Consider the following 21,660-nt stretch of genomic DNA (forward strand, 5'->3'; position numbering starts at 1 on the left):
GGGGGGGGCCCCCCCCCCCCGGCTCGACTCTCAGCAGGCGCCGAGCGCCTGCCACGGGCCGTACTGCTCGGCCCCGGGGACGTTGTTCTGCGTCCACCACTTGGCGGTGTACTTCTGACCGTCGTGCGAGACCTGAGCCCCACCGACGTAGACCGCCGTGGCGGACCAGGCGGGGGCGGTGCAGGTCCCGGTGCCGGTCGTGCCACCGGTCGTCCCGCCAGTGGTGCCACCGGTCGTCCCGCCAGTGGTGCCACCGGTCGTCCCACCAGACGTGCCGCAGGTACCGACGAGCTCCCAGGGGCCACCGGCCGTGCCGGGGGTCTCGTTCTGGGTCCACCACTTGGCCTTGTAGTTCTTGCCGTTGTGGGAGACCGTCGCTCCGCCGTTGTAGGTACCGGTCGCGGTCCACGCCGCGGCACACTCGGTCCCGGTCCCACCCGTGGTCCCACCGGTCGTGCCACCGGTCGTGCCACCGGTCGTCCCACCCGTGGTCCCACCGGTCGTCCCACCGGTCGTGCCACCGGTCGTCCCGCCGGTCGTCCCGCCCGTGGTGCCACCGGTCGTCCCGCCGCCACCCGTCGGGTCACCGATCACCGGCCCGGCCGGTGCCGCGCGGAACTTCGTCGCGAGGCCCTTGAGGAGCGATCCGTCCTGGTTGCCCGTGAGGTCCCACCACATGGCCCCGCCGAGCTTCTTGGCGGCGATGTAGTCGCCCTTCACGGCGACGGACTTCGGGTCGTCGAAGCTCCACCACTGGTTGCCGTCGTGACGCCACGAGGCCACCGATACCGGGTCGTAGTACCCGGTGCCGAGGTTCTTCAGCTTGTCGTAGTCCTCGTTGCCGGCCTCCCAGGTGCCGGGTCCGGCGTCGGTCGCGACACCCCAGGGGGCCGACGACGTCGCGCCCTTCCAGCCTCGTCCGTACATCGCGAGGCCCATGGTGAGCTGCTTCGCGGGGACGCCGGCGTCGAGGTAAGCCTTGACGGCCTTGTCGACGCTGTAGCGGCGGTTCGCCGGGCGCGTGTCGGTGGGGTCGTCGTACAGGTTGCCCTGGTGGCCCGTGAGGGTCTTGTTCCAGGCGCCGTGCAGGTCGTAGCCCTGGATGTTCCCGAAGTCGAGGTACTGGTAGTTCTCGGGGTCGTTCCAGCCGCCGGACGCGATGTCGTCGGGGTTCGCCGGGAGGAACGCGCTGAGCTGGTACTTCTTGCCCGTCGTCGCACCGTAGGCGTCGAGCTGGGTGCGGAACTCCTTGAGGAGGGCCTTGAAGTTCGCCTTGTCGTTGGCGACGTCGACGATGTTGCCGACCTCACCGTTGGGCGAGCCGGGCCACTCCCAGTCGATGTCGAAGCCGTCGAACACGCCTGCCGCCGAGCCGGGGCCGCCGCGGCCGTCGATCACGGGGAGGTTGCCCTTGAGGTACAGGTCGATGCAGGACGACACGAGCTTCTTGCGGCTCGCGTCGGTCGCGGCGGCCTTGGAGAAGTTCTTGGACCAGGTCCAGCCACCGATCGACAGCATGGCCTTGATCTGGGGGTTCTTTGCCTTGAGCTGCTTGATCTGGTTGAACGAGCCGGCGAGCGGCTGGTCCCAGGCGTCTGCCACGCCCGCGACCGAGTTGGCCGCTGTGTAGCCCATGCCGTAGTCGGCCCAGGCGTCGCCCGCGCCGTCGGACCCGGTGGGGCCCGTGCCCTGCGCCTTGTTGGCCTCGAAGCACGTGAGCGTCTGGTGGTGGATGTTGCCGAACGCGTAGTTGAGGTGCGTCAGGTCGGCGGCGGCGCCGGAGTCCTGGAGCTCCTTCATCTTGAAGTCGCGCCCGTACACACCCCACTGGGTGAAGTACGCGACGTTGCGGTAGCCGTTGATCGCGCTGTCGCCGGTCGCTGCGGTCGTGGTGGCTGCGGAGAGGGGGGTCGCGGTCGCGGCGACGGTGCCGGCGACCAGGGACGTCGCGAGCATGGCTGCTGCGGTCAGTCCCGCGGCCACCTTCCTCGCGCGCCCTCGGGGGGTTCTCAGTCGCATGTGTCTGCCTCACTTGGCTGGGGGCTCGGTGCCCGGTGACCCGGACGTCGTTGCCCAGGAACACCCCGACCCTAGGGAGCGACCCCGCCCTCGTGAATCAGCGTTTCCCACATTGTTCACCTCGCGTACATACACACGGGCGCGTAGGTGTTACCCCCTACGTATCCGCGCGGCGCATACGGGTCGCGGCGAGCGCGCGTCCCGTCCGGATCATCGTCCGACCCGGTGCGCGAGCACCGCGAGCTCGACCCGCGAGCGCACCCCCAGCTTGCGGAAGACGCGGCCGAGGTGCACCTCGACGGTGCGCACGGACAGGTAGAGCTGGTCCGCGGCCTCACGGTTCGACCCTCCCTGGACGACCAGCAGCGCGACGTCGAGCTCCCGCTCGGTGAGCTCGTCGGCCCAGCGGGCGCGCAGCTCGTCGAGGGCGTCGTCGGACACGTCGCTCTCGCGCGCGGCGAGGCGCGGCCTGCCCGACGGCGCAGCGCCCGCGTGCGGGACGCCTCCCCCCGGCGTCGTGGTCGGCACGGGCGCGTGGTCGCTGCGGGCGGACGCCACCTGGAGCGCGTGGAGGTGCTCGAGGACACCGGCGAGCTCCCCCTGCGCCTGCCTCGCCCACGCCCACGCCCCGGACTGCGTGAGGAGCTCGACCGCGGAGAGCAGGTGCTCGTGGGCCGCGGGCAGGTCTCCCCAGCGGGTCAGCGCCCGGCCCAGACAGAGCTCGGTGCGCCCGTGCTCGAACGGCGACGCGATCCCCCGGCCCGCCGAGGCGACGGCGTCGCGCAGGGCGACCGAGTCCTCCGGCCGCGCCAGGGCGATCTCTGCACGGGCGAGCGTCGCGACCCGGTTCGCCGGGGAGAGGTCCTTGGCCTCGACGCGCCGCCGGGCGAGCGCCCGTTCGGCAGCGTCAGGACGTCCGGCGAGCACCCAGGCCTCGACGTCGTCCATCCCGGGCAGGTGCAGCATGTGGGCGCAGTCCCGCCGGTCCGTCTCGGCGGCCAGCTCGAGCAGCGTCGCCGCCTGGGTGTGATGGCGCGCGAACGACGCACCGATGGCCCGGTCCACGAGGAGCCCCAGCCGGACCGGCCGTGACGTCGGGCACGAGCAGGTCTCCTCGAGCGCGGTCGCGACCGTCCCGACGCTGCCGTGCACCGCCATGTCGAGGCGGCGCGCGACCGCGACCCCGGTCCCCGCGAACGGCAGCCCGACGGGCAGGCGGAAGGCCGCCTCCTCGAGCTCGCGGCGCGCCTTGGTGATGTTTCCCGACCAGAAGTGGACGAGCACCTGCGCGAGGCGCAGGTGCGCCTCGACGTACGGGGTCACGGCACCGGACGGGGCGTCGAACCAGCGGCCACCGTTCCGTACGGGCGCGAGGTTCGCGACCGCGCTGGCCAGCGCCTGGCCCGCGACGTCCAGGGCGTCCTCGTCGGCCAGCGCGATCGCGCGGCTGACCTGCGCGTACGCCTCCTGTTCCGGAGAGAGGCACGAACCAGGGAGGTTGGCCCCCTTGCCGCGCTCCCCCACCCCGTAGTTGGCGAGCCAGGACCGCACGACGTCGAGCCCGCCGACCCCCTGCGTGCAGCGTCGCGCGAGCCGCTTCGCCGCGTCGAACGCCTGGGACGCGGCGACGCCGTCACCGCGCTCGGCGTGCAGCGTCGCCGCGCTCGTGAGCCCCTGCACGACGTCGCCGATCTCGCACCCCCCGGCCGCGTCGCGGGGACGGCCCTCGTGGTCGACGCAACAGGTGCAGGCGTCGTCGTTGTCCGCGAGCGCGAGGAACGGGGCGATCACGTCGTCGGGCACCTGGCCCTGGACGTGCGTGAGCGCCGTGACGAGCGGGCCCAGGATGCGGGCCGAGCTCACGCCGCCCTCGCAGCGCGCAGCCCGCCGCAGCCAGTCGGCGGCGTCGTGGACGTGACCGGACTGGAGCGCGGCCGTCCCCGCGACCACGTACGCCTCGCCGCGGTCCGCCGCGGCGGCCTGGCTCGCGGCCTCGCGCGCGACCTCGTGGGCCCACACGACGTCCCCGCGCTCGAGGAGACGCTGGGCCAGGGACACGAGCCCGGGGGCGAGCGTCGGGTCCCCCGCGAGCGTCGCGAGCGCCGTGTGCCAGGTGGCGATGTCCTCCTCGCCGACCGCCGTGTGGACCGTCGCGAGTCGCAGGTGCGCGGCCGTGCGGTCCGCGAGGCGGGCGTCACCGTGGACCAGCGAGCGCACCCGCGGGTCCGTGAACGCGAAGCGACCCGAGACCAGCGAGAGCTGCCCCGAGAGCGGCCCGTCGAGCACCTCCTCGATGCTCAGCCCCGATGCGGCGAGCAGCACGTCCGTGCGCTCGACGACCGCGACCGCCGCGACGAGCAGCGCACGCCGCTCCTCGGGGGCGAGCCCGTCGAGCCGGTCGCCGAGCAGCGTGCGGACCGCGGGCACCGGGGGCAGCGGGTCCGGGAGGATCGCGGTGCCCGCGAGCTGCTCGCTCGACAGCAGCCGGGCCGTCTGGGCGATCGCCGCCGCGTTGCCCGCGAGGTTCTGGGCGAGCCTCGCCGCGACGTGCGGGGCCACGGCCAGGCGTTCCTCGACGAGCAGCAGGTGCAGCGCCTCGGGCGGCCCCAGCGGCGCGAGCTCACGGACCTCGATCGGGTAGGGCAGCGGGCGGTCGAAGCCTCCGGGGACGGCGGTCGCGAGGAGCACGAGCGCGGCGCGGCGCTGGGCGACGAGCCCGACGACCACGGCGCGGCTGATCTCGTCGACCAGGTGGAGGTCGTCGGCGAGGAGCACGACCGTGCGGTCGGGCACCGCCTCCTCCAGGTACTCGGCGAGCGCGACCGCGCCGACCTCGGGAAGGTACCCGTACTCCGGGTCGGCGACGTCGAGCGGGCGCACGAGCCGGTCCGGCACCGCGCACCCGGTGACCTGGGCGACCTGGGACACGAGCGATCGCACCGCTCCGCCGGAACGCTGCGGGCCCACCGCCTGGGCGACCCTCAGGACCAGGGGCGGGTGGGGACCGCTCGCCCCGTGCAACGCCTCGTGGACGCGCTCGAGCGTGGTGCTCGCCCCCATGCCGGGTTCCCCGGTCCAGACGTATGCGCCCCGCCCGTCGGCGACCGCCGAGAGCGCGAGGTCTATCTCCGCCCGGCGCGACGAGAGCCGCTCAGGCCGGTGCTCGGTGGACGTGCGGGACGTGCGCACCTGATCTGAGGTCAGGACTTCTTGCTGGCTGGCTGGCATGTCAGACCCTCCCGTCCGGGGCAACGATGGCCGGACGACTCTCAGGAATGTTAACAACCCGACGTAAAGGCGGGCATCCTGTCCTGTTACCCGTCAGTGTCTTCGGCGGCTACCGCCGGGGCGGTTTGCCGGGGCCTTCGACCAGGTCTAGGGTGACCTCGTTCCTCCGTCTGCTTCTGCCGAGAGATCTCGGTACCTCAGACGAGCACGGAACCAGAAGCAGATGAGAAGGAGGTGAGAGCGATGCCGGACGGCAGCAGTCATAGATCCCCGCACTGCGCGCTCGCTCCCCTCCACCCTGCCCGCTGACCCTTCCGGTCGGCTCTCCCGGCACGGCCCTCGGGGCGGTCGCCAGTGCGCTCCATGCACCGTCACCCCCCCTCGCCAGGACCTGCCCCTGCCCGTACGCAGGGCGGCCCGGCGTCCGGTCGGCACCGTCGAGAGCACGGCGCCGGGAAGGACCACCATGTCGACGAGCACACACCTCAGTGCACCCTGCCCCGCGTCCACTCGCAAGGGCTCCGCACCACTCCGAACGAACCGGGCCACCACCCCCGCGCCCGCTCCCCGCCGCCCCGACCTGGAACGCCAGTCGATCACGTTCACGATCGGCCTGTACCTGTTCATCTGCACGGCTCTGCTCGGGACGCACCTGCTGGCCGCCGGGCACGACGACGCCCAGGTTCCTGCGCCTCTGGTGACGACGACCGCGCCGACCGGCGCGACGCCGTCGGGCATCTCGCTGCCCACGGGTGCGACGGCGGTGGCACCGTGACCGGGACGACGCCCGTCCTCGCCGAGGCGCCCCGCGCCGCTGCACGGCGGCCGTCCGACCCTGTCCGGACGGCCCCACGGTTCGACCCGCAGACCCTGCGCGCCCGCTGGCTCCAGGTCGCGTCCGAGGACCCGGCCGCTCTCGAGCGTGCGGCCGAGGCCGGCGTCGACTTCTCCCCGGCGTCCGGGCGTGTCTGGGAGACCGACGACCACGTGTACCTGCCGGTCGTGGCGACCTACCGGCGCGGCGAGCGCATCGAGCGCGAGGTGCTCATGTTCGCGCTGTCACCCGCGCGTGTCGTGACCCTCCAGCCCAGCCGGCACTACCCGATCTTCGACAAGGCCATCGCCCGCATGCGACGCACGCCGCGCCTGACCCAGACCTCGTACGGCGTCATGTACGCGCTGCTGTACGCGCTCAACGAGGCCGCCGAACGCGTCATCCACCACGCGAGCGACCTGCTCGAGGACATGTCCGACCAGATCGAGGAGGCCACGCTCGGCTACGACCGGCGCGGGCGTGAGATCGGCGTGACCGACATGCAGGGCACCATCTCGCGCATGAACCGTGCCGAGGAGATCGTCTCCAGCACCCAGGAGTCCCAGCTCTCCCTCGCGCGCGCCGCCCGGCACCTGCGCAGCGAGATCGCCGACACCGACCCCGTGCTCGCGAGCCTGGTCGAGACCCTCATCGCGGACGTCGACGGCGTCAAGGAGCACGCGAGCTTCGAGCACGACAAGGTCCGCTACCTCCAGCAGGCCATCATGACCTCGCTCGACGTCAAGCAGAACCAGATCGTCAAGGTGTTCACGATCATCACCGCGGTGTTCCTGCCGCCCACGCTCATCACGTCGTTCTACGGCATGAACTTCACGCGCATGCCCGAGCTCGAGTGGGAGCTCGGGTTCCCGTGGGTCGTGCTCGTGACGCTCGTCGCCGCGGTCATCCCGCTCGTGTACATCAAGCGGCGCGGCTGGCTCCGCTGAGCCACGCTCCCCCGTCCCCGGCACGTGCGGACGCCGCCGGGGCCACGACAGGCAGGTCGTGGTCCCGACGGCGTCGGGTTGCGCAGGGCCGAGGCCGCTACCGCGTCAGGTCAGACGCAGGAACCGACCACGCGCCACGGGCTCCAGTGCGTCTCGGTGCCCGGTGCGTTGGTGTGGACCCACCAGTTGGCCTGGTAGTTGACGCCCTGGTGGGACGCCACCTGGCCAGCAGTGTAGATGCCCGCCTTGGTCCAGTCGCCGTAGCATCCACCGGGAGCGTCCGAGTCGACCGGACCGGCCTGCGACGCACGGTAGACGTCCGCGGCCGTGCCGACCAGCTCGTCCTCGTAGTCACCCGCGAGGTCCCACCACATCGAGCCGCCCAGGCCCTTCTCCGCGACCCACTTCGCCTTGAACTCGACGGCGCGCGGGGTGTCGACCGTCCACCACTCGTTGCCGTCGTAGCGCCAGGACGAACCGGTCGTCTCGTCGAAGTACTCGGTGCCCAGGTCACGCAGCTCGAAGTACTGCTTGTAGCCGGGCTCGTGCGTGCCCTCGGCCACGCCCGCGGCGGACTGCCACGCACCGTTCGAGTCGCCGGCCACGACGCCGGTCCAGCCACGGCCGAACGCCGGGATGCCCAGCGTGATCTGCTGCGGGTCGACGCCGCGGCTGAGGTACAGGTCGATCCCCTGCTCGACCGAGATCTCGCCCGTGTAGGTCGGGTCGTCGTGCAGGTTGGACTGGTGTCCGGCCAGGTTCGGCGACCAGCCGCCGTGCAGGTCGTAGCCCTGGATGTTGCCGTAGTCGAGGTAGTCGAAGATCTTCGGCGCGTCCCAGCCCGCGTTGATGACCGTCGGGTTCACGGGGATGTACGAGGACAGGAGGTACTCCTCGCCCTGCGTGGCGCCGTACTCGTCGAGCTGCTCGCGGAACTCCGCGAGCAGCGCCGTGAAGTTCGCCTTGTCGTTCACCGGGTCGACGAAGTTCTCGGGGTGCTGCGACCAGCTCGGTGCCCCCGGCCACTCCCAGTCGATGTCGATTCCGTCGAAGAGGCCGGCTGCTGCGCCCGCGCCTCCGCGGCCGTCGATCTCCGGCAGGTTGCCCTCGAGGTAGAGGTCGATGCACGAGGAGACGAACTTCTCGCGGGACTCGGGCGTCGCGGCGGCCTTCGAGAAGAACTTGGACCAGGTCCATCCACCGATCGACACCAGCACCTTGGTGTCGGGGTTCTTCTCCTTGAGCTTGAGGAGCTGGTTGAAGTTCCCGGCGAGCGCCTGGTCGGCCGTGTCCGCGACCCCGTCGATCGAGTCCGCCGCGCTGACCGCGTCGACGAAGTCGGCACCGGCGACGCCGGCCCCGTCGTTGCCGCCGGGCGCGGGCGACCCGTCCTTGTCGGAGATGAAGCACGTCAGGTCGGTCGGGTGGATGTTCGCGAACGCGTAGTTGACGTGCGTGATCTGGTCGGCCTGGCCGGACTCCTGGAAGTCCTTGACCGTGTAGCCGTAGTTCTCGGGAGCCCACGACATGAAGTAGCCGACGTTGCGGTACCCGTTGATGTCGTTGTCACCGTTGGGGCTGACCGCGGCGGGCGCTGCGGGCGCGGCCGTCGCGGTGCCTGCTGCGACCAGGCCCGAGCCCACCAGGGCGAGGGTCGTCGCGGTCACCACGGCACCGGCGGCGCGGCGGGTGCGGCGTGGTAGCGAGGGGTTGTTGCGGGATGCGTGCAAAGGGAGGCCTCTTCGTCTTCCGTGCTGCTGACTCCGGTCCGTTCCGGAGCCCCAGGCACCGGGGACCCCGGAACGGGAACCAGCGGCTGGGCACTTCCGAACCTAGCCAGGGGGGCGCGCGAAAGATGTACGGGGCTTCCACATGGTTCACAGCGGTCACATAAGGGATTTCCCTTACCAACGCGGCGAATCGCTCGAAACGTTACGAACGGTAGCCTTCCGCATCTCGTCGAGGCGCTACGCCTCGACGAGGATCGTCACCGGGCCGTCGTTGACGAGCTCGACCTGCATGTCCGCACCGAACACCCCGGTCGCGACCTCGACGCCCTTCGCGCGCAGCGCGGCGACCACCTGGGCGACGAGCGGCTCGGCCACATCCCCCTTTGCCGCGCCGTTCCACGACGGCCGGCGCCCCTTCTTCGTGTCCGCGTAGAGCGTGAACTGGCTGACGACCAGCACGGGCGCCCCCTCGTCGAGCACCGACCGCTCGTCGCGCAGGATCCGCAGCTCGGCGACCTTGCGCGCCACCAGCTCGACCTGAGCGGGCCCGTCGTCGTGCGTCACGCCCACGAGCACGACCAGCCCCGGCCGGTCGATGCTGCCCACGACCTCGCCGCCCACGCTCACGCTCGCGCGCGCCACGCGCTGCAGGACGGCCCTCATGCGGCGTGGCCCGGTCCGAACGTGGCCCGCACCTCACCGACGGGCTCTCCCCCACCCAGGACCGGGGTGCGGCCGACGCGGTCCAGCGCGGCGCCGTCGGCCCCGGGGACGTCCCCCGCACCCAGCGCCGCCAGAGCAGCGACCAGCACCGCGGCGCGCGGGCGCGGCGAGCCGTCGAGGACCTTGAACGCGAGCGCACGCCCGTCCGGCAGGCCCGCGCCGTACACGCCGTCCGCGCCGTCCTTGGCGACGAGACCCGGCACGGCCCGCATGACGTCGGTCGCGTCGCGCCCCGTCCCGCCGACCATCTCGGGGAACGAGGACATCGCGCGCGCCACCAGCGCCTCGGGAGACCCTGGCGCACCCGACGGTGCCGCCGCCAACCGGCCGAACGCCCGTGCCATCCCGAGCAGCGTGGTCGAGAAGAGCGGTGCACCGCAGCCGTCGACCGTCACGTGGAGGTCAGCGTCGTCGTCGCCCGTGAGCTCGAGCAGCGTCTCGCGGATCGCGACCTGCAGCGGGTGCGCGGGATCCAGGTACGTCGCGGTGTCCCAGCCCGCCGCGACGCACGTCGCGAGCATCGCCGCGTGCTTGCCCGAGCAGTTCTGGGTGATCGACGCCGGGCCGTTGCCCTGCTCCTGCCAGGCGAACGCCGCAGGCGGGTAGACCGGCATGTCGGGCGTGTTGCGCAGCGCCGACTCGTCGAGCCCGACGCCCGCGAGGATCTCGCGTGCCCCCGCGAGGTGGAAGTCCTCCGCGTTGTGGCTCGCAGCACCGAGGGCCAGCAGGCGCGGCGGCAGGGTGAGCCCGTTGCGGAGCATCGCGACGGCCTGGAACGGCTTGACCGACGAACGGGGCCAGATCACGGTCGACGGGTCGCCCACCACGAGGTCGGCGGCGCCCGAGGAGTCGAGCGTCACCAGGTGCCCCAGGTGCACGGACTCGACCAGGTCGCCCCGGACGACCTCCGCGAGCGGGGCGGCGGAGCGCAGCACGGGGGTCACCACCCGCCCGGGCGGCCGCCGCGGTTGCCACCCGAGCCGCCGGAGCCGCCTGACCCACGGCCGTACGGCTTGAGGCGAGGACGCACGTCGACGAGGTAGATCACGGCGGGAGCCACCGCGAAGATGTTGAGGAAGCCGACGCTCGCCCCCATGGGCGGGAGGGCGATGAAGCCCAGCGCGGCGCAGACACCGAGGATGAGCAGCCAGAGGTTCTTGGTCAGCTTCCCCTCGGCCGTGTAGGCGTTCTTGGGGCGGCTCGCGGCGTCGATGAGCGCGACGAGCTGCGCGACGAACACCGCGAGGAAGAGGACGAGGTAGACGAGGGTCTGGGCTGCTCCGAACACGAGACGAGCCTACGGCAGGACCCGCAACGCCTCCGCGCGCGCCGCGCTCGCGACGCGCTCGTCCCACACCGCGAAGATCGCGTCCTCGTGGCGCAGCACCAGCGCCGAGGCCAGGTGCACGGCGTCGGCGCCGCGCAGCGAGTGCCCGTTGCCCCCCGCGAGGGCGCTCGCCCGGTCCAGGACCTCGGGCGAGACCTCGACCAGGTGCAGCGCGGGCCACAGCCGCTCCCAGGTGGCGATCGCCTGAGCACGCTCGGCGGCGTCGAGGACCCCCGCTCGCTCGCCCGCGGCGAGCGCAGCGCGGACCTCGGTGTCCGACAGCCGGCTCGTGCTGACCACGTCCGCCCGGTTCCACAAGGCGCTCGCGAGCTCGGAGCCGGGCTCGGCGACGCACAGCTTCACGAGCGCGCTCGCGTCGAAGTAGACCAGTGCCATGGGCGCGCCCGCTCAGCGTCGGATGCGGCGCACGAGGCCCGACATCGCCGACTGCTTGGCAGCCGGACGAGCGGGCGGCGTGTGCACGGGCCGCTCCTCGGTGGCCGGCGTCAGCAAGCCGTCCCGGGTCAGCGACGAGATCAGGTCCGCGCTGTCGATCGCGCTCAGGCGGGCGACCGGGATGCCGCGCTCGGTGATCACCACGTCCTCCCCGTCACGCGCCCGCTCGATCCACGACTTCAGCTCGGCCCGCAGGGCGCTGACGGAAACCTCCATCCCCTGAAGGTACCGGCCAGCGCCCGGATTGCGTAGACCTCCACGCGTGCCAGTCCTGCGGATCTGTCGGGTGCGGGCCCCGGCACGCCTTGGCCTGCCCCGGCAGGATCATTGCGCCGCCAGGCGCGCTCCCGACGTACCACCGTCGTGCCGAGCGCCCCGGTCAGAGCTCGTGCAGAGCGGCCCGAGCGTCCCCGGGGGACATCCCCGCGGCCTCGAGCGTGTCCACGATCGGGGAGCGCAGCAGCATCACGAGCGACTGGACCTGCCAGTCCCCGGCACCGACGGTCCGCGGGTCGGCCGCGGCCGCCGTGTCGGCCAGGATCTCGCGCGCGGTCGACGGGTCGCGGCCCGCGCCGATCGCCTCGGCCAGGACGCGCGTGCCGGCCGCGAACCGGTCGACGATCGCCGCGACGGGCAGGAGGTCGTGGTCGGTCCCCGCGACCGGGCGGGCACGCCGGGCCAGGACGCGGACGCTGCGCATGGCACGGTCCACCAGGACCGCCTTGCGCTCGATGTCGCCCAGCTCGCTACGGTGCTTGCGCCCCACGGGACTCACCCGGGACAGCTCCTGGGCGCTCGTCGCGGTGGCCTGCCACTCCTCGAGCGCGGGCTCGGACGCCCGCCCGCGCACGAGCGCGGCGTCCAGGTCGTCGACGTCGCCCGAGCGGAAGCCACGGGCCAGCAGCTCGAGGGTCTCCGCGAGCTCGGTCGTCGCCTCGTCCCCCAGGATCCGAGGCCGACGGCGTGGGTCGCCGGGGGTGAGCGTCGCGACGAGCAGCGCCACCGCGCCACCGACCAGGGCGTCGACCAGGCGCCCCCCGGGACCACCCGTCTGGGTCGCGGGCAGACCCACGATGACGATCGCCTGCACGCCTGCCTGGGTCGCGAGGAGAGCGCCGCGGTCGATGAAGCGCGCGACCAGGGCGGACGTCGCGAGGACGACCGCGACCTGCCACCAGCCCGACCCGATGAAGTGGACGATCAGGTCCCCCAGGCCCACGCCCACCGCGACCCCGATCGCGAGCTCGCCGACCTTGCGGACCTGACGGTCCTGGCTGAACCCGAGGCAGATCCACACCGAGACCGGGGCGAAGAACGGGTACGGGTGCCCGAGCAGGTAGTGCGCGATCCCGTAGGCGACGCCCGCGGCGAGCGAGGCCTGGATGACGGGCCAGAACGCGACCCGGACCCGGGAGGTACCCTGCCGCAGCCGGGCGCGGAGCACGAGCCGGCGGAACGCCTTGCGGGCCGTCTCGACCGCCCCCGGTTCCGGGGTCGTCGCTCCCCCGGCCGACTCCCGCGCCTGCGTCATGTGCTCCTGCTCACCGCGTCCCACCGTGCCGGAGTCCCGGCACGGTCCTCAGATTCTGTTCTAGATCATGCTCTGGGGCGCGCCCGAGCCCTTGGGGGTGATGCCTCGTGCGACCGGACCGCGGGGTGCGGGACGGTCGACCGACACGCCCTCGCCGGGGACCACGACCTCCTGGGCCGCGGCGACCGCGCCACCGTCGCAGTCGACGACGAGCTCGACGTCCTCGGGGGCGCTGCGCTTGAGGACCGCGAGCGCCACGGGGCCCAGCTCGTGGTGCCGGGCGACCGACGTCACGACCCCCACGGCACGACCCGGTGCCGCCGCCCCGTCCGGCCCCGGGGTTCCGCCCGGCAGCCGCACCTCGGCCCCGGCGACGGGGAGCAGGTGGCCCGAGCCGTCGAGGTGGAGCATCACCAGGCGCCGCGGCGGACGGCCCATGTTGTGCACGCGCGCGATGGTCTCCTGGCCGCGGTAGCAGCCCTTGTGCAGGTGGACCGCCGTGCGCAGCCAGTCGAGCTCGTGCGGGATCGAGCGGTGGTCGACCTCGGTCGCGAGGCGCGGGCGCCAGGCCTCGACGCGCAGCGCCTCGCTCGCCCAGGTCCCGGCGAGCCGCCACCCGGCGGCCTCCCGGGCCGCGACGGCGTCGGACAGCTCGGCGCGGGGCACCAGGACCAGGCGCCACGGGCGGTGGGCACCGGGGTGCTCGTCGTCCGCGGGGCCGTAGCGCGTCCCTCCGGGCGCGGTGCGCGGCCAGGGGTCGCGCCACGTGACGGGCTCGCCCTCCACCCCCTCCGCGTCGCGGGGCTCGCCCAGGACGGCGATCTCGTCGCTCATGTCGGTGATCTCGACACGCAGCGAGAACTTCATCCGGTCGAGCCAGGCGGCCAGGGTCGGGGCGTGCGAGCCCTCGGTCACGAGCCACGTGGACTCGCCGTCGTCGACGACCCCTGCCGCGTGCTCGACGTGCCCCTGCGGGCTCAGGACGAGCAGCTCGGTCGAGGTGCGGGGCGCGAGGCCCAGGAGGTTCTGCGACGTGATCGAGTTGAGCCACGTCAGGCGGTCGGGGCCGCTGACCCGCACGACGCCGTGGTGCGAGAGGTCGACGACCGCACCGCCCGACCCGAGCGCGCGCTGCTCGCCCGTCGGGTCGCCGTAGTGCCATGCCACGCCCGCGTCGGGGCCGGAGCCGGCGACCGCGCCGGGGCGCGCGAGCAGCGGGCTCGTCCGGACCGGGAGCTCCGGCTCGGTCCGGGCCGGGTGCCCGGTCTGGGTGGCGTCGTCAGGTCCAGCGGTCACGGTGCAACAACCTCCTCGGCGCCGGTGGGCGGCGCACGTCCGTCCGGCCGCGCGGTGGCGTCGGCCGTGCCTCATGCGTCGGAGGGCTAGAGGCGGTCCAGCTTCGCCGACGCATACGACTGCAACGGTTGACCGAAGGCCGCCAATTCCCAGACCCACAGGAGCTGGCCCTGGACGTTGCCGTAGAGCCGGTTCGACGCCGTGACCTCGGCCGAGGTGGCCGTGCGCATCATGGCGTCGCTCGACAGGTCCACCCGACCGTTGCCGACGACCCCCAGGTACAGGGTCATACGGCCCGAGGGGTCCGCGATCATGACCTCGATCGCGGACTTGTCCTCGGGCAGCCCCTCGGGACGCTCGGGAGAGACGCGCCAGTAGCCCGTCTCGGTGGACCAGATGCGACCGGGCGCGAGGTGTCCCTCGGTGCTCGGCTCGGTCTGGTCGCCCGACGGGTGAGCGGGCGGTTCGGCAGCGTCGTCAGTGGTCCAGGCCTCCGGCACGGTCTCCGGGACCTCGGCCTCGAGCACGCGGAGGGTCGACTCGTACCGCAGGTACGGGCCGCCGTCGTGATCGAACACGACGTCCTGGACGAACGGGGTCTCGGGGATCCCGGGGTAGGCGATGACTCCCTCACCACGCCAGGAGCCCACGAGCCACGCGAGCGGGTAGGCCTCGGGGGCGAGCCCCTCAGGGAACGCGAAAGCCATCTGGTGGTACCTCCGGCGGTCCCAACGGACCGGTGACGACGACGAGGGGAGCGGGACCGTGGCCCCACCGGGCGCGGACGCCCGGAGCGACGCTCAGGTCAGCGCTGACCCTTGTACAGCTTGTAGACGACGAACCCGGCGAACCACGTGATGGTCACGGTCGCGGCGATCAGCAGTCCCAGGAAGATGAGCTCGAGTGCATGCGTGGACATGTCGCCGATCCTACCGTCCGGCCTCTAGGCTCGCGCACGTGACCTCCCAGCCCGTCCCGCCGCTGTCCTCGGCCGCCCCGGCCGCCGCCTCCCGCTCGCTCGTCGTCAAGACGACTGCGGGCCTCGAACGCCCCGAGGCGACCAACCAGGCCTTCACGGTCGCGGCCGCCGCGGTGGCCGCCGGGGTCGAGGTCAGCGTGTGGCTGACCGGGGAGTCCGCATGGTTCGGGCTCCCCGGGCGTGCGAGCGAGCTCGAGCTCGAGCACGCGACGGCCCTGCCCGACCTGCTGGACGTGATCCTGTCCGCGGGGACCGTCACGGTGTGCACCCAGTGCGCCGTGCGCCGCGGCATCACGGAGGCCGACCTCCTGCCGGGCGTACGCATCGCGGGGGCGTCGGTGTTCGTCGAGGAGGCGCTGCGCCCGGGGGCCCAGGCCCTCGTCTACTGACGCGCCGCGGTCCTCGCAGCGGGGTGCCCCTGTGCCCGACGACGGCGCTCGCCCCGCGCGGGCGCCTCGCCGCGCGCTGCACCGAGGCGTGGCGTGGCTCGCGATGGCGTGGCGGGCTCCGGGCGCCCGACCTCGCTCAGTCCTCGACGCGGATGCCGAGCTCCGCCGCGAACAGCGGCGCCATCTCGACGAGCTGGGACGGGCTGAGCGTGGCCCCGGCGAGCCTCTCGATGCTCGTGATCCGGCGCAGCGTCGCCCCGCGCAGGTCGGTGTGCGCCAGCCGGGCGCTCGCCAGGACGAGGTGGTCGACCGAGGTGTCCTCGAACGCGACGCGCATGGCCTGGGCGCTCGTCAGGTCGAGCTCGTCCACGGTGCACCGCGTGAGCCGCAGGTCGCGGATCGTCGCCCCCCGGAGGTTGACGTACCCGAGCTTGCAGTCGACCAGCTCGACCGACCGCCACCCCGACTCGTAGAGCTCGGCGGACCCGATCCTCGACCCGGCCACGACGACGTCGTGCCACACGGATCGCGGGGCGCTCAGGACGGGAGCGTCGATCCGTTCGAGCCGGGACTCGCTGAACGTCACGGCCCGCAGGTCCGCCTGGTGCAGCGAGAGCCCGACGAGGTCGCACCGCTCGAACGTGACGTCGGACAGGTCCGCGTGGGACAGGTCGCCGCCCTCGAACCGCTCGTCGTGGCGACGGTCCTCCGCGCCGATCCCCTCGGCGTCGCCCGGGGCACGGACCCCGGCACGCAGCCGCTTGATCCGGGGCGGGACGGTGGTCGAGGAGTCGTTCTGCGCAGGCACCGCACGACCCTACGCCTCCCAGGCCGCGGCCTCCGCGGGGCCCTCGCCGTCGGCGCGGGACCTCAGCGGGCGGGTGCGAACCGCCGGATCAGCAGGTACATCTCGCAGCCCAGGCACAGCCCGAACGCCGCGTTGAGGACGGCCGCCACCAGGGCGAGCGCCGCTGCGACCGGCACGGCCACGAGCGACACCGTGAAGCCCAGGATCACGCCGACCCCGGTGATGACGAACCCGACGCCCTGCGCGAACCGGGGCGGACGCGGGTCCTCTCGCTCCGCCGTCGGGCCGAGCCTGGGCTGGACGAGCGTCTTGAAGACCCAGCCCTGCCACGTGCCCTGCGCGCCGCGCAGCGCCCCGAGCAGGAAGCTCAGCGCGATGAACGTCAGCAACCACAGCGCAGCCTGGGACGTGCCCAGGAGCAGGGTCACGGCGAGCAGCAGAGCGGTGATCCCGGCCCCGACGCGAGGGCCACGCGGGTCGATGCCCCGGGCCACGCTCGGAGAAGGGTGCGGGTCGTGCGGCATGGCGGCTCCTCGGTCGGCCCGCCCCGGTGGGCGAGCGGTGTCAGACGACGGACCCGGCGGGCACGTCGAGCGCCTCGACCGCCTGGGCCCGGTTCACGCTGCCGCTCATCCGAGCGACCTCTCGACCGGACGGGTCGAGGACGAGCACCGTCGGAGTGCGCAGTATGCCGAAGGTTCGCACGAGGTCGTGGTGCTCGTCGACGTCCATCTCGCGATGTGTCACGTCGGTGCGCACCGCGACGACCTCGTCGAGCACGCGGGCCGTGTGCCGGCAGGGTGAGCAGAACTCGCTCGAGAACTGCACGAACGTCCGGTGCTCCCCCAGGACGATGCCGAGGGCCGCCCAGTCGACCGCGCCGTCGTCGGCCGCGGGCCGGGCCGCGCGGACCACTCCCTGACGGCGCTGCCACCAGAGCCCGAGCAGCACGCTCGCGGCGAGCACCACGACCAGGACCACGATGCGCCAGACCATGGCGTCGACCTCTCTCTCGGACAGCGGCACGGCGGCCGCCGTGCGGCGGGCAGGTCAGCCCACGAGCACGCGGCCGACCACGAAGACCAGGATCCCCCCGACGGTCACGGGCAGCACTATCGCAGCAACGGCCGCCTGCCTGCGCTCGAGGGCCGGCAGCTGGTCGAACAGGGCGCGCAGCCCCGCGACCAGCATCCCCGAGACGACGCCCGTCCACAGCCCGTTGCTGATCGCGACCTCGGGCAGCACGTACCCGAGGCCGCCCCCGGCCGCCGCGGCGGCCGCGACCGTCACGACCGAGCTCCACCACCCGGCGAGCGGCAGCGCGGAGATCGCGGACGCGACGGCGAGCGTCGCCGCGCACGTCACGACGAGCTCCGCCCCGGCGTCGGTGCGGTCGGTCGCGATCCAGCCCGCGGCCGAGACCGCGACGACCAGTCCGCTCACCGTGCCCAGGAGCGACTCGACGAGCCTCGGGCGGCCGTCCCGGCGCAGCATCTCGGCGACGAACGCCAGCACGATGCCCATCGCGAGGACGAGCGGCAGGTTGCGCAGCGCGGGCTCGCCGTCGGTCGCGGCCACGACGGCGACCGCACCGACCCCGGTCAGGCCGATCACCAGGCCGGAACCGCCCGGGGCGGGCTGACCCAGCAGCGCGGGCCACCCGGCCGCGACCAGCACGACGAGCACGGCGGCCGCGATCGTCAGGGGCAGGAGCCCGAAGAACGCAGCGGCGGCGACCGCCGCGGCCACCACGGACGTGGCCACGGCGCGCGAGGAGAGACCCACTAGGCACACTCCCCCGACGACGCGAGCGGCGAGGAGGCGGGGGCGGTACCGGGTCCGAGGAGGCTGAGCACGAACATGAGTCTCCCAGATGACGCCGCACGGGAACACGAAACAAGGTTGTAACAGCGCAAAGGCCTTGGTCACCCCGTCGACCCCTGTTCCACGCGCTACGGTAATGATTCCGGCCTCCTCGGGGGTCACTGGGAGGAGGTGCGTCGGTGGCAGAGCTGTTGATCCTGACACCGGCGACAGGTGGGTCCGTCGACATCCTGCCTGCGCTGGGACTGCTGTCGCACCGCTTGCGGGTGCTGCCCATGGAGCCGTCGGCACTCGTCGACGCTCCGGACTCGGACGTCGTGCTGCTCGACGCGCGCCGCGACCTCGCGGCCGCCCGCACCACCTGCCGCCTGCTCCACGCGACCGGTCTGACGGTCCCTCTCGTGCTCGTCCTGACCGAGGGCGGCCTGACCGTGGTCACCGCCGAGTGGGGGGCCGACGACCTGCTCCTGGAGCACGCGGGCCCGGCCGAGGTCGAGGCCCGGTTGAGGCTCGTGATCGAGCGCTCGTCGCACGGCCGCGCCGAGGACGCCCCGCAGGAGATCTCGGCGGGCGAGCTCGCGATCGACGCGGGCGGGTACACGGCCCGCCTGCGCGGACGCCCGCTCGACCTGACCTACAAGGAGTTCGAGCTCCTCAAGTACCTGGTGCAGCACCCGGGTCGCGTGTTCACGCGCGCCCAGCTCCTGCAGGAGGTCTGGGGATACGACTACTACGGGGGCACCCGGACGGTCGACGTCCACGTGCGTCGCCTGCGCGCCAAGCTCGGTCCCGAGCACGAGCAGCTCATCGGGACAGTGCGCAACGTCGGCTACCGGTTCGACCCGCCCAAGGACCGACGCGCGTCCGCGGCGGCCGACGGGAGCACGAGCGACGCGCCGGGAACCGAGGCGACCGAACCCACGGCCTCGAGCGAGCAGGTAGGTTCGTCCGGGTGACGACCGACTCGAGCGACTTCTCCGCAGCCCTCGTCGACGGCCCCTGGCGGCACGAGTTCGTGCCGGCCAACGGCGCCCGCTTCCACCTCGCGGTGGCCGGCCCCGAGTCCCGCGGGGGCGGTTCGAGCGCTCCCCTCGTGCTCCTCCTGCACTCGTACCCGCAGTTCTGGTGGGCGTGGAGGCACCAGCTCGAGGCGCTCGCCGAGGCCGGCTACCGCGTCGCCGCGATGGACCTGCGCGGCACCGGTGCGTCGGACAAGCCTCCGATCGGCTACGACGCCCCGACCCGTACGCGCGACGTCGCGGGCGTGGTCCGCTCGCTGGGCGCCGACCGCGCCGTCGTCGTCGGGCACGGGACCGGCGGCGGGCTCGCCTGGGCCATGGCCGCGCTCCAGCCCGCGGTGACCGCGGGCGTCGCGGCGTTCGCCGCGCCGCACCCCTCGCACGTCCACACCTCGGGTCGCAGGCTCCTGACGCCGCTCGCCCAGCGCCACCTCGCGTTCGCGCAGCTCCCGACGTTCCCCGAGCGGGCCCTCACGCAGGACGACCTGGTCGGACGGGTCCTGGCGGACGGGTCCGCGACCCCGTTCGCCACCGAGGCGGTGGACACGTACCGCACCGTCATGCGCATCCCGTTCGCGGCGCACTCCGCGATGGAGGCCATCCGCTGGTCGGTGCGCTCGGCACCACGGCCCGACGGGCGCCGCTTCCGCAGCGCGCTGCGCCGCCCGATCGCCATCCCGACGCTCCAGGTCCACGGCGGGGCCGACGGCTTCCTGCGCCGTGAGCTCACCGACGCGGACGCGGCCGCCGTCTCGCGCTCGTTGCGCTTCGAGGTCCTCGACGGGGTCGGGCACTTCCTCCCGGAGGAGGCGCCCGACGACGTCACCCGCCTCCTGCTGGACTGGCTGCCCAGCACGCAGGGCTGAGTGGGTTCGTGGCGCGGCCCTGCGGGAGGCAGGCCGTCCGCGAACGAGGGGCTCAGTCCGTCTTGACCATGCCCGCCGCGACCGCCGGGTCGGTCTCGCCGACCCCGAACGACGGGCACAGCTGCGCGATGGTGCACGCCCCGCACGCGGGCTTGCGCGCGAAGCAGACCCTGCGGCCGTGGAAGATCAGCCGGTGCGAGAGCATGGTCCACTCGCGCTTCTCGATGAGCTCGCCGACCTCCGTCTCGACCTTGACGGGGTCCTCCTCCGTGGTCCAACCCAGCCGACGCACGAGGCGCCCGAAGTGGGTGTCGACCGTCAGGCCCGGGATGCCGAACGCGTTGCCCAGGACGACGTTGGCGGTCTTGCGCCCGACGCCGGGCAGCGTCACCAGGTCGTCGAGCCTGCGGGGGACCTGACCGTCGTAGCGCTCGACGAGCGCCTGCCCGATCCCGATGACCGACTGCGCCTTGGCCCGGAAGAAGCCCGTGGGCCGCAGGATGTCCTCGAGGTCCTCCCGGTCAGCGGCGGCGTAGGCAGCGGCGTCCGGATAGCGGGCGAAGAGCTCCGGGGTGGTGAGGTTGACGCGCTTGTCCGTGGTCTGCGCCGACAGGACGGTGGCGATCAGCAGCTCGAGAGGCGTGGTGAAGTCCAGCTCGCAGTGCGCGTCCGGGTAGGTCAGCGCCAGCTCACGGTTGGTGCGCCGTGCACGCCGCACCAGGGCGAGCCGTGACTCGACGTGCGGGGCTGGTGCAGGACTCGAGGTACCGCCCGAAGTGGTCACGTCCGGCAGCCTACTCGGCCCCACCCACACACCTCCCCCACGCCTTCCGCGCAGGTCTCACCGGGTCGGTGGCGATCCGAGTTGCGCGCATGAGGCAGACTTGTGGGAGGAATCACGAGTACCGGTTCGCTCGAACTCCGCCGATGCAGACGGGCTCATGCCGGGAAAGTCCGCTCAACACTCGAAGGACATCGCGTGGACGACGACGTAGTGCTCTCGGCCCCCCTCTTCGCCACCATGGACCGCGAAGAGACCCGGACGCTGTTCGACTCGATGCAGCAGATCGAGCTCACCCGTGGAGACGTGCTCTTCCGCGAGGGTGAGCCCGGCGACCGGCTGTACGTGATCGCACAGGGCAAGATCAAGCTCGGCCGCCGCTCGAACGACGGTCGGGAGAACCTCCTGTCCATCCTCGGACCGGGCGAGATGTTCGGTGAGCTCTCGCTCTTCGACCCGGGCCCACGCACCGCCACGGCCAGCTCGGTGTCCGACGCGCTGCTCTACGAGCTCCGCCACGAGCAGCTCATCGAGTGGATCGAGAAGCACCCCAGCGTCGCGAAGCACCTGCTCAACGCGCTGGCCCGCCGTCTGCGCCGCACCAACGAGACGCTCGCCGACCTGGTGTTCTCCGACGTGCCCGGCCGTGTCGCCAAGGCGCTCCTCGACCTGTCGACCCGCTTCGGCGAGGAGACCGACGAGGGCGTGCGCGTCGCGCACGACCTCACGCAGGAGGAGCTCGCCCAGCTCGTCGGCGCGTCGCGCGAGACGGTCAACAAGGCCCTCGCCGACTTCGCCACGCGCGGGTGGGTCCGCCGCGAGGGCCGGGCGGTCGTCCTGCTCGACGTCGACCGGCTCGAGCGCCGCGCGCGCTGACCGCCGACGCACCAGATCGGCGAGAGGCCGGTCGCACGACCCACGGG

The 21,660-nt window shown here is 73.0% G+C and carries 22 protein-coding genes; 6 read left to right on the plus strand and 16 right to left on the minus strand.

Annotated features, from left to right (window positions below):
* Positions 1-30 precede the first annotated feature (30 nt).
* Positions 31-2,019, minus strand: a complete 1,989-nt coding sequence (locus tag ACFRCR_RS06605; RefSeq protein WP_377676230.1) for a glycosyl hydrolase family 18 protein — start codon at positions 2,017-2,019, stop codon at positions 31-33.
* Positions 2,020-2,229: 210 nt separating this feature from the next.
* Positions 2,230-5,247, minus strand: coding sequence for a LuxR C-terminal-related transcriptional regulator (locus ACFRCR_RS06610; RefSeq protein ID WP_377676231.1), 3,018 nt, complete (start codon positions 5,245-5,247; stop codon positions 2,230-2,232).
* 466 nt (positions 5,248-5,713) lie between these two features.
* On the opposite strand from ACFRCR_RS06610, the gene ACFRCR_RS06615 reads away from it, so the two are divergent.
* Both ACFRCR_RS06615 and ACFRCR_RS06620 read left to right on the plus strand, forming a co-directional pair.
* Entirely contained in the window at positions 5,714-6,022 is a 309-nt protein-coding gene (locus tag ACFRCR_RS06615) for a hypothetical protein (RefSeq protein WP_377676232.1), read from the plus strand.
* Complete coding sequence (locus tag ACFRCR_RS06620) at positions 6,019-7,008, plus strand: CorA family divalent cation transporter (protein ID WP_377676233.1); 990 nt, start codon at positions 6,019-6,021, stop codon at positions 7,006-7,008. The genes ACFRCR_RS06615 and ACFRCR_RS06620 overlap by 4 nt, the downstream gene beginning before the upstream one ends.
* A gap of 110 nt (positions 7,009-7,118) precedes the next feature.
* Here ACFRCR_RS06620 and ACFRCR_RS06625 read toward each other — a convergent pair whose 3' ends face one another.
* The 9 genes from ACFRCR_RS06625 to ACFRCR_RS06665 form a co-directional block, all read right to left on the minus strand.
* Positions 7,119-8,675, minus strand: coding sequence for a glycosyl hydrolase family 18 protein (locus ACFRCR_RS06625; RefSeq protein ID WP_377676234.1), 1,557 nt, complete (start codon positions 8,673-8,675; stop codon positions 7,119-7,121).
* A gap of 300 nt (positions 8,676-8,975) precedes the next feature.
* Entirely contained in the window at positions 8,976-9,401 is a 426-nt protein-coding gene (gene dtd, locus ACFRCR_RS06630; RefSeq protein ID WP_377676235.1) for a D-aminoacyl-tRNA deacylase, read from the minus strand.
* Positions 9,398-10,405: an asparaginase gene (locus ACFRCR_RS06635; protein WP_377676248.1), complete on the minus strand. Its 1,008-nt coding sequence runs from the start codon at positions 10,403-10,405 to the stop codon at positions 9,398-9,400. The genes dtd and ACFRCR_RS06635 overlap by 4 nt, the downstream gene beginning before the upstream one ends.
* Positions 10,402-10,749, minus strand: a complete 348-nt coding sequence (locus ACFRCR_RS06640; protein WP_191796370.1) for a DUF2516 family protein — start codon at positions 10,747-10,749, stop codon at positions 10,402-10,404. Before ACFRCR_RS06640 ends, ACFRCR_RS06635 begins: the two co-directional genes overlap by 4 nt.
* Before the next feature lie 9 nt (positions 10,750-10,758).
* Positions 10,759-11,184 carry a type II toxin-antitoxin system VapC family toxin gene (locus ACFRCR_RS06645; RefSeq protein ID WP_377676236.1) on the minus strand — a complete coding sequence of 142 codons (426 nt, stop codon included), beginning with the start codon at positions 11,182-11,184 and terminating at the stop codon, positions 10,759-10,761.
* Between the two features lie 12 nt (positions 11,185-11,196).
* Positions 11,197-11,460: a type II toxin-antitoxin system Phd/YefM family antitoxin gene (locus tag ACFRCR_RS06650; protein WP_377676237.1), complete on the minus strand. Its 264-nt coding sequence runs from the start codon at positions 11,458-11,460 to the stop codon at positions 11,197-11,199.
* A gap of 163 nt (positions 11,461-11,623) precedes the next feature.
* A complete protein-coding gene (locus ACFRCR_RS06655; RefSeq protein WP_377676238.1) occupies positions 11,624-12,775 on the minus strand; it encodes an aromatic acid exporter family protein in 1,152 nt (383 codons plus the stop codon).
* A gap of 60 nt (positions 12,776-12,835) precedes the next feature.
* Entirely contained in the window at positions 12,836-14,071 is a 1,236-nt protein-coding gene (locus ACFRCR_RS06660) for a YgfZ/GcvT domain-containing protein (RefSeq protein ID WP_377676239.1), read from the minus strand.
* An 86-nt stretch (positions 14,072-14,157) separates the two neighbouring features.
* Positions 14,158-14,778 carry an FABP family protein gene (locus tag ACFRCR_RS06665; RefSeq protein ID WP_377676240.1) on the minus strand — a complete coding sequence of 207 codons (621 nt, stop codon included), beginning with the start codon at positions 14,776-14,778 and terminating at the stop codon, positions 14,158-14,160.
* 250 nt (positions 14,779-15,028) lie between these two features.
* Between ACFRCR_RS06665 and ACFRCR_RS06670 the strand changes: the two genes are divergently transcribed.
* Positions 15,029-15,439, plus strand: a complete 411-nt coding sequence (locus ACFRCR_RS06670) for a DsrE family protein (RefSeq protein ID WP_377676241.1) — start codon at positions 15,029-15,031, stop codon at positions 15,437-15,439.
* A 136-nt stretch (positions 15,440-15,575) separates the two neighbouring features.
* Here the strand turns inward: ACFRCR_RS06670 and ACFRCR_RS06675 are convergent, their stop codons facing one another.
* The 4 genes from ACFRCR_RS06675 to ACFRCR_RS06690 form a co-directional block, all read right to left on the minus strand.
* A complete protein-coding gene (locus tag ACFRCR_RS06675; RefSeq protein WP_377676242.1) occupies positions 15,576-16,247 on the minus strand; it encodes a pentapeptide repeat-containing protein in 672 nt (223 codons plus the stop codon).
* Between the two features lie 62 nt (positions 16,248-16,309).
* Complete coding sequence (locus tag ACFRCR_RS06680; RefSeq protein WP_377676243.1) at positions 16,310-16,771, minus strand: DUF4395 domain-containing protein; 462 nt, start codon at positions 16,769-16,771, stop codon at positions 16,310-16,312.
* 40 nt (positions 16,772-16,811) lie between these two features.
* Positions 16,812-17,273 carry a thioredoxin family protein gene (locus ACFRCR_RS06685; protein ID WP_377676244.1) on the minus strand — a complete coding sequence of 154 codons (462 nt, stop codon included), beginning with the start codon at positions 17,271-17,273 and terminating at the stop codon, positions 16,812-16,814.
* Positions 17,274-17,297: 24 nt separating this feature from the next.
* Complete coding sequence (locus tag ACFRCR_RS06690) at positions 17,298-18,011, minus strand: hypothetical protein (protein WP_377676245.1); 714 nt, start codon at positions 18,009-18,011, stop codon at positions 17,298-17,300.
* Positions 18,012-18,250: 239 nt separating this feature from the next.
* On the opposite strand from ACFRCR_RS06690, the gene ACFRCR_RS06695 reads away from it, so the two are divergent.
* Both ACFRCR_RS06695 and ACFRCR_RS06700 read left to right on the plus strand, forming a co-directional pair.
* Complete coding sequence (locus tag ACFRCR_RS06695) at positions 18,251-19,027, plus strand: response regulator transcription factor (protein WP_246857712.1); 777 nt, start codon at positions 18,251-18,253, stop codon at positions 19,025-19,027.
* Entirely contained in the window at positions 19,024-19,956 is a 933-nt protein-coding gene (locus tag ACFRCR_RS06700; RefSeq protein WP_377676246.1) for an alpha/beta fold hydrolase, read from the plus strand. The genes ACFRCR_RS06695 and ACFRCR_RS06700 overlap by 4 nt, the downstream gene beginning before the upstream one ends.
* 52 nt (positions 19,957-20,008) lie before the next feature.
* Here ACFRCR_RS06700 and nth read toward each other — a convergent pair whose 3' ends face one another.
* Positions 20,009-20,740 carry an endonuclease III gene (gene nth / locus ACFRCR_RS06705; protein ID WP_377676247.1) on the minus strand — a complete coding sequence of 244 codons (732 nt, stop codon included), beginning with the start codon at positions 20,738-20,740 and terminating at the stop codon, positions 20,009-20,011.
* A gap of 195 nt (positions 20,741-20,935) precedes the next feature.
* Between nth and ACFRCR_RS06710 the strand changes: the two genes are divergently transcribed.
* Positions 20,936-21,613: a Crp/Fnr family transcriptional regulator gene (locus ACFRCR_RS06710; RefSeq protein WP_030143997.1), complete on the plus strand. Its 678-nt coding sequence runs from the start codon at positions 20,936-20,938 to the stop codon at positions 21,611-21,613.
* Positions 21,614-21,660: the final 47 nt, after the last annotated feature.

Source organism: Oerskovia sp. NPDC056781, from assembly GCF_042789955.1.
GTDB lineage: Bacteria > Actinomycetota > Actinomycetes > Actinomycetales > Cellulomonadaceae > Oerskovia > Oerskovia rustica.